The sequence below is a fragment of the Cetobacterium sp. genome (genome assembly GCF_048470075.1).
GTDB lineage: Bacteria > Fusobacteriota > Fusobacteriia > Fusobacteriales > Fusobacteriaceae > Cetobacterium_A.
The window spans coordinates 1-5590 of record NZ_DBGBQB010000345.1 but is presented as its reverse complement, the minus strand read 5'-3'; the positions used below and the strand labels follow the sequence as shown (position 1 = coordinate 5590).

Here is a 5590-nt window from a genome sequence, read left to right as displayed (position 1 = left end):
TTTTTAGCCTTGATATCAACTCTATGCCCATCTAAATAGATTTCAGCTTCCTCTAAAGCTAACTTTATCTCATTTTGTATTCTTCTTTTTCTACTTTGATTTTCTCTTCCTTTACTCTCTAAAATCTGAGCTATAATCTCTCTTGTTGTTTCTCTTTGTTTTTTTCTAACATAAGACTCTACTTTTAAAGAATACTTTATTTCAGCTAAATACTCATTGTTGTTTTCAGGAAGTTTTATTATGAGATCATATCCATCTCTAAGACCAAGTAAAGAGATATTGTTATAATCATCTGCTCCAGGAGTAAGAATAACTATATCCAGTTGCTCTCCAGCTTTTCCCATAGGATACTCATCTATTTTTCTACTAAAGCTATATTTATTTCCAGTTTCCTCAATAACTATACTTTTTTTAGAATATATATCTTCAAATATATATGAATCTAAAGCTTTATACACTGCTCCTAAATCCACCTCTTCATCAGCAATCTCTTTATTTATATCCTGTTCCTCATTTGTAAGAAAATAATAGGCGTCTCCATCTTTTTGAATTAAAACCTCTTTTTCGAGTTTTATTAAAGCTCTTTTTATTCTACTTTCAAGGTCTATTCTATCGCAATCTATCGAATCTACCATAAAGCTTGTTAACGTATTTAAATTTGGTTCAATACCATTTATACCTTTTAGCAGGAAAAGTAACTTCAACACTTCAATTCCAAATTCATCTACACCTTTATCATTTTTAGCGTGCATTATTGGTCTTCTTGCATTATCCTCTAAGAACTGCTCAATTGATTCATAGAAATAGTTAAATGGAACTAAAGTTCCAACCTTTTTCTCCCTAACTCTAATACCAGCTTCTTGGAATGAACTTAAAAGAGATCTTTCTCCTCTAGACATATGTTGACCTGAATGACCCATGTGTCTAACTTTTTCAAAAACTGTTTGAAGCAGATTAAACTGATACCCTATAAATGGATATGTTTCAGAGAAATCATATTTATTATCATACAGCCTTAAAGTTACACCCTTTTTTTCAAAACTTACTAAATTTTCTAAGTCAATTCTTTTTTTCTCATAGAAGTTTTGTAAATCTTCTCCTTCAATCTCTCTCTTTTCTAAAAGTCTCTTTTTTATGACCTCATCTATATTTCCACTTGATAGTGGTAACATTGTTTTAAATCTATCTTGAATTTTAGAAAAGTCATTCTTCTTTCTGTCATTAGAATCTAATATAGCTCCTAAATCTTGCTGTGATGTTACTCCTACCCATACTCTTCCTTGAAAGTTTACTCCTAAAAGCTCTACTAGGGTTTGAAGATTTAACATAAGTTGTGAGTTATCTCCTATGTACTGTCCTATTTCATCCACAAGGAAAACTATTCTATGATCTTTTCCTTTTATCTCTAAATAATCAGCTAATAGATCACAAAAACTTTCTACACTTATAGATTTAGCACTTTCTTTTTCAAGCCATCTCTCAGCGTTTTCTCTGCTCATTATATCTAACCCTTCAACAACATCAATAAATTCATCTCCATTGAAGTCAATATTTCTTCTTCCCTCTTCCCAAGTGTCTCCAGTTTCCTCTTCAAAGGCATCTTTAAACTCTTGGAACTTTCCTTTTTTCCAAACCATTCTTTCAAAGTCAGCAACTTTTATATCCTCTCTTGAAAACCCTTGATATTCATTAAACTTTTTAAGAAAAGCTACAACAATTGCATCCTTATTTTGAAAAGTATCTTGATCACTGACATTATCAATATTAAATAGTATGATATCAGTTGGTTTTTCTGAAGCTCTCTCTAGGTTTCCTTGAAGAATAGGATCTTTAATTTTGTCCCTAAAGTAGTCAGTAGCTTTTTTTCCACCATGTACTTTATTTTCAATAATATATCCTATCATTTTAAGAAAGTGTGATTTTCCTGATCCAAAGAATCCTGATATCCAAACTCCCATATCCTCTGTATTATTAAGAAGTGAGTCTACATATCTATCAAAAAGCTTTGTTAAATGCTTTCTTACCTCCTCTGTAACTACATATTCGCTTAACTCAATAGCTATAGTTGCTTCTAAATTATTTTCTGCTTTTACAACTCCATTTATTTTTCTACCTATATCATTTTTTAAAGTATCTTTTATTAAGATATTTTCTCCTATCATACTGCCTCTCCCATACTTTACTATTTTTACAGTATAATTATACTTCATATGACGTTTCAAATAAAGTATTTTATTCTTTTAATCTATATTTTTCAATGAGATTTATTAAAAATCTGCGAGTAAAATAAAAGAAAGTATGTTAATTTTTCATCAACACACTTTCACAAAATTTTTATTAATTTTTTGGAATCTTCTATTAATTTTCATAACTTAAAACATCTTCTCTAAATTTTTCAATGCCAATTCTATCAATAAAATGACCTAGTTTTTCTCCCATTTGACCATTTTCATTGTAGTATTCCAAAATCCTTTTTACAAAATTATAGGCCTCATCTTCAGTGATATCTCTGATTAAGATGTCTGCACTTCTTGGATAAAACCCAGCACTTCCACCCACTGAGATAAAAAACTTACCATCCAGGTCTACCAGCACTCCAATATCTTTTGAATATGTACCAGTACAAGCACTTCTACATCCAACTACCGCTATTTTGGTTCTACAAGGAAGTTCCATTCCATGGAACTCATTACTTATTTTCATCCCTAATCCAATTGTAGGATACTTTGACCTTTTACAAAAATTTGCTGGACAAATCTCTACATTTTTTACTGAGTTATGAGTTTTTACAGCTGGACTCATCTTTAAATCTGCCCATATATTAGCTAAGTCTTCCTCTTTTAAATTAGTCATTAATATTCTTTGACCAGAAGTTATTTTTAAAACTCCCTTATATTTTTTTGCTACCTCTGCTATTTTTATTAAGGTATCAGGAGTCACAAATCCACCAGGTATATGTGGTGTAATACCAAATCGTCTCTTTCCGTCCACTATCTTTTGTAAGTTCCCACCATATTTTCCCATCTATACCTCCTTTCCTTAACCATATGATAACTTTTTTTGATTTTTTTATCTGTAACATTAGTTACCTTTTTATATTTTGTTCATAACTTTCAACTCTTTTAACTCCATCTCAAGCTCCTCTAAGGTGAGTTTTTTGTCATTTATTGCCATTCCCATTAAAACTCCTTCTACTAGAGGTGCATCCATCACTTTTACTCTATCTCTATTGTATTCTTCACTATCCAAAAACTCTATCGCCAATTCCGAATTTAATATGGAACTTCCCAAGTCTCCAAAAATGGCAACACCATCCTCTGTATATGCCTTTTTTATAGCTTCGGCTATAATGAGAGGATCTGAACCTAAATAATCCTCCTCTGTTCCACTTCCATTTATAACTGGAAAATCATATTTTTTCATCTCATTACATAAATCAATTACCTCATCTGCTAACTTTCTACTATGAGATACAACAACAAATCCTAACACAATATCACCTACTTTAAGTTTTTACAAATAGTATCAATAATTAAATATGAAGACATAGCACCTGGATCTAGATGTCCAATACTTCTCTCTCCTAAATAGCTAGCTCTACCTTTAGTGGCACGCATATCTTTTGTTGAATCCACACCCTCTTTAGCCGCCTTTTGAATTTTTTCCAATAGTATATCTAAAGACTCATTTTTATTTTCCTTTAAAACTTCAACTACAGGAACTATGGTATCTAGCATTGTTTTTTCTCCACATTGAGCTTTTCCTCTCATTTTTATCCCATCTACCATCGCTTCTGTAGCCTTTACAATATTTTCTCTATCTAAAACTTCTATGCCCTTTAAGCTTTGAGCTACTTTCATAAGCCCTGTTCCATATATAGCTCCTGAAGCTCCACCCACATTGGATATTAGAATCATCGCTATCCTATTAAAAAAATCTGAATAACTTAAACCACTTAAATTATTACTTTCCTCCTTTATCTTTTGGAAACCTCTTGAAAGATTCACTCCATGGTCACTATCTCCAATCTCTCTATCCAACTCGCTCAAATAGTCTTTATTCTCATATATCACATCTGCCACTTTGTCAATTAAAAATATTAGTTCCATGTGTTCCTCCTAAAATGTTTTTAATGCAATTGTGTCTGATTTACTCTTTAACAATCTCTCTATCTCATCATTAAGTTTTAGTATAGTTATGGAAAATCCACCCATATCAAGTGATGTCATGTAGTTTCCTACCAAAGTTTTCTCTACCACTACACCTTTCTCTTTTAAGGTATCAGAAACTCTATTATTTACTATAAATAGCTCTATTAAAGTGGTCTCTCCCAATCCATTTATTAGAACTGCCACTTTTTCTTTCTCTATTTTAGATTCATCCAATACTTTTTTCAAAATATGATCCACATGAGTATTGGCATCTTCAAATTTTTCTCTATGAGTTCCAGGCTCACCATGTATCCCCAACCCTATCTCAACTTCATCCTCTGCTAAATCAAAGCTATTTTTCCCAGTTGTAAATACCATACATGATTTTAAAGACATCCCCATAGTTTTTGTATTACTTACAACTTTTTTTCCAAGCTTCTCAAGTTCTTCTAAAGAGTATCCCTCCTCTGCTGCTGCACCTAAAACTTTATGTACAAATATTGTTCCCGCTATACCTCTTCTTCCAACTGTGTATGTACTATTTTCAACAGCTATATCATCATCCACTATTACTTTACCAACCTTTATTCCTTCCATCTCTGCCATCTCTGCAGCCATTTCAAAATTCATTACATCTCCACTATAGTTTTTAATTATAAGGAGAACTCCAGCTCCTGAGTCCACAGCTTTTATCGCCTCATATACCTTATCAGCACTTGGTGATGTGAAAACTTCTCCAGCCACAGCGGCATCTAACATCCCATATCCCACAAATCCTGCATGTGCTGGTTCATGTCCACTTCCTCCACCACTGACTAAGCCCACCTTTCCTCGCTTCTTCTCTTTTCTCACAATAATAGGTAACTCTTCCACACTTTCAATATTTTCTGGAAATGCCTTTACCATTCCACTAATCATCTCTTTTACAATATCCTCTTTTTTATTGATAAGTTTTTTCATAAATAACCTCCTATTTTGAGCTAATTTAATATTTTTATATACTTTAATTTTTTTGCTTTGTCAAATATAATAATTCTATCAATTTCTTTGTAGGATTCCTTCTTTTATTTCGGTAAAAGATATAATAAATACTTAAATTAAGATTCAAGGAGGCATATAAAATGGAAATGAATAAAACTGAGGCTTTAAAACTTTATAAACAATACTTTAATGAAAAGGATTTTGAAGATTTTTTAAACTCTCCATACATTGTTGAAGATTCAGATGATTTTGAAGATTATTATCCAGAAGGAACACCCAATCTATTCTCTAAAGAGAAGAGTTATCTCTCTTTTACAGCTTATAAACTTAATGAGGATACTCTTTCAATCACACTTGAAAATAAAAAATAAAATTTATTATAAAACCCTCCATTTAATGCTTTAATTGGAGGGTTTTATGAAAATTTTAAGTAATATGTAAAGCATAAAAGCAAATAT

6 protein-coding genes are annotated in these 5590 nt (G+C 31.5%); 1 reads left to right on the top strand and 5 read right to left on the bottom strand.

The genetic code is table 11. The features are described 5' to 3' along the window. From brxC to dhaK, 5 genes are all read right to left on the bottom strand, one after another. Window positions 1-2162 (bottom strand): BREX system P-loop protein BrxC (brxC, locus tag ACMOUI_RS12015; RefSeq protein WP_418965931.1); only part of this gene is annotated, 2162 nt, incomplete at its 3' end. 196 nt (window positions 2163-2358) lie between these two features. Beyond that, on the bottom strand, window positions 2359-3024 hold the full coding sequence (locus tag ACMOUI_RS12010) for a hypothetical protein (protein ID WP_418965930.1): 666 nt from the start codon (window positions 3022-3024) through the stop codon (window positions 2359-2361). A 69-nt stretch (window positions 3025-3093) separates the two neighbouring features. After that, the gene (gene dhaM / locus ACMOUI_RS12005; RefSeq protein WP_418965929.1) at window positions 3094-3492 is read right to left on the bottom strand and encodes a dihydroxyacetone kinase phosphoryl donor subunit DhaM; all 399 of its coding nucleotides are present in this window, start codon (window positions 3490-3492) and stop codon (window positions 3094-3096) included. A gap of 8 nt (window positions 3493-3500) precedes the next feature. After that, window positions 3501-4109 (bottom strand): dihydroxyacetone kinase subunit DhaL, encoded by a 609-nt coding sequence (dhaL, locus tag ACMOUI_RS12000; RefSeq protein ID WP_418965928.1) that lies wholly within the window; start codon window positions 4107-4109, stop codon window positions 3501-3503. A 9-nt stretch (window positions 4110-4118) separates the two neighbouring features. Further along, complete coding sequence (dhaK, locus tag ACMOUI_RS11995) at window positions 4119-5111, bottom strand: dihydroxyacetone kinase subunit DhaK (protein ID WP_418965927.1); 993 nt, start codon at window positions 5109-5111, stop codon at window positions 4119-4121. 161 nt (window positions 5112-5272) lie between these two features. Here dhaK and ACMOUI_RS11990 point away from each other — a divergent pair, with 161 nt between their 5' ends. Further along, the gene (locus ACMOUI_RS11990; RefSeq protein ID WP_418965926.1) at window positions 5273-5503 is read left to right on the top strand and encodes a hypothetical protein; all 231 of its coding nucleotides are present in this window, start codon (window positions 5273-5275) and stop codon (window positions 5501-5503) included. Window positions 5504-5590: the final 87 nt, after the last annotated feature.

Bases quoted from the DNA above. Each gene is read 5' to 3' on its own strand.
- ACMOUI_RS11990 (WP_418965926.1), top strand. From the start codon at position 5,273: ATGGAAATGAATAAAACTGAGGCTTTAAAACTTTATAAACAATACTTT.
- dhaK (WP_418965927.1), bottom strand. From the start codon at position 5,111: ATGAAAAAACTTATCAATAAAAAAGAGGATATTGTAAAAGAGATGATT.
- dhaL (WP_418965928.1), bottom strand. From the start codon at position 4,109: ATGGAACTAATATTTTTAATTGACAAAGTGGCAGATGTGATATATGAG.
- ACMOUI_RS12010 (WP_418965930.1), bottom strand. From the start codon at position 3,024: ATGGGAAAATATGGTGGGAACTTACAAAAGATAGTGGACGGAAAGAGA.